Genomic DNA, 1,785 nt, shown 5'->3' with positions numbered 1-1,785 from the left:
ATCAGACAATCTGTGTGGACACTACGCAATGCGTATCGTTAGGTAAGGAGGTGATCCAACCGCAGGTTCCCCTACGGTTACCTTGTTACGACTTCACCCCAGTCATGAATCACAAAGTGGTAAGCGCCCTCCCGAAGGTTAAGCTACCTACTTCTTTTGCAACCCACTCCCATGGTGTGACGGGCGGTGTGTACAAGGCCCGGGAACGTATTCACCGTAGCATTCTGATCTACGATTACTAGCGATTCCGACTTCATGGAGTCGAGTTGCAGACTCCAATCCGGACTACGACAGACTTTATGTGGTCCGCTTGCTCTCGCGAGTTCGCTTCACTTTGTATCTGCCATTGTAGCACGTGTGTAGCCCTACTCGTAAGGGCCATGATGACTTGACGTCATCCCCACCTTCCTCCGGTTTATCACCGGCAGTCTCCTTTGAGTTCCCACCATGACGTGCTGGCAACAAAGGATAAGGGTTGCGCTCGTTGCGGGACTTAACCCAACATTTCACAACACGAGCTGACGACAGCCATGCAGCACCTGTCTCACAGTTCCCGAAGGCACCGAAGCATCTCTGCTAAGTTCTGTGGATGTCAAGAGTAGGTAAGGTTCTTCGCGTTGCATCGAATTAAACCACATGCTCCACCGCTTGTGCGGGCCCCCGTCAATTCATTTGAGTTTTAACCTTGCGGCCGTACTCCCCAGGCGGTCGACTTAACGCGTTAGCTCCGGAAGCCACGCCTCAAGGGCACAACCTCCAAGTCGACATCGTTTACAGCGTGGACTACCAGGGTATCTAATCCTGTTTGCTCCCCACGCTTTCGCACCTGAGCGTCAGTCTTTGTCCAGGGGGCCGCCTTCGCCACCGGTATTCCTCCAGATCTCTACGCATTTCACCGCTACACCTGGAATTCTACCCCCCTCTACAAGACTCTAGCTTGCCAGTTTCAAATGCAGTTCCCACGTTAAGCGCGGGGATTTCACATCTGACTTAACAAACCGCCTGCGTGCGCTTTACGCCCAGTAATTCCGATTAACGCTTGCACCCTCCGTATTACCGCGGCTGCTGGCACGGAGTTAGCCGGTGCTTCTTCTGCGAGTAACGTCAATCACAAAGGTTATTAACCTTTATGCCTTCCTCCTCGCTGAAAGTGCTTTACAACCCGAAGGCCTTCTTCACACACGCGGCATGGCTGCATCAGGCTTGCGCCCATTGTGCAATATTCCCCACTGCTGCCTCCCGTAGGAGTCTGGACCGTGTCTCAGTTCCAGTGTGGCTGGTCATCCTCTCAGACCAGCTAGGGATCGTCGCCTAGGTGAGCCATTACCCCACCTACTAGCTAATCCCATCTGGGCACATCCGATGGCGTGAGGCCCGAAGGTCCCCCACTTTGGTCCGAAGACGTTATGCGGTATTAGCTACCGTTTCCAGTAGTTATCCCCCTCCATCAGGCAGTTTCCCAGACATTACTCACCCGTCCGCCGCTCGCCGGCAAAGTAGTAAACTACTTCCCGCTGCCGCTCGACTTGCATGTGTTAGGCCTGCCGCCAGCGTTCAATCTGAGCCATGATCAAACTCTTCAATTTAAGATTTGTTTGATTTGCTATGAGTTAACATAGCGATGCTCAAAGATTACTTTCTGCAAATATGCATTCGAACCGAAGTTCAAATGTGTACTGCTTTGGTCACTCTTCAAGACTTTGATATTTCTTCTGCCTGCCGAAACAGGCTTCGATATCGTCTTGCGAGTGCCCACACAGATTGTCTGATAAATTGTTAAAGAGC

At 52.0% G+C, this 1,785-nt stretch carries 1 rRNA gene; it reads right to left on the bottom strand.

Going from position 1 to position 1,785, the window contains the following annotated elements:
* Positions 1-43 precede the first annotated feature (43 nt).
* A 16S ribosomal RNA gene (locus tag QSV56_RS21855) occupies positions 44-1,586 on the bottom strand.
* Positions 1,587-1,785: the final 199 nt, after the last annotated feature.

Origin of the sequence: Yersinia sp. 22-579 (assembly GCF_030433455.1) — a bacterium.
GTDB lineage: Bacteria > Pseudomonadota > Gammaproteobacteria > Enterobacterales > Enterobacteriaceae > Yersinia > Yersinia enterocolitica.
The sequence above is the reverse complement of the archived record's forward strand: the minus strand, read 5'-3'. Positions and strand labels throughout refer to the sequence as shown.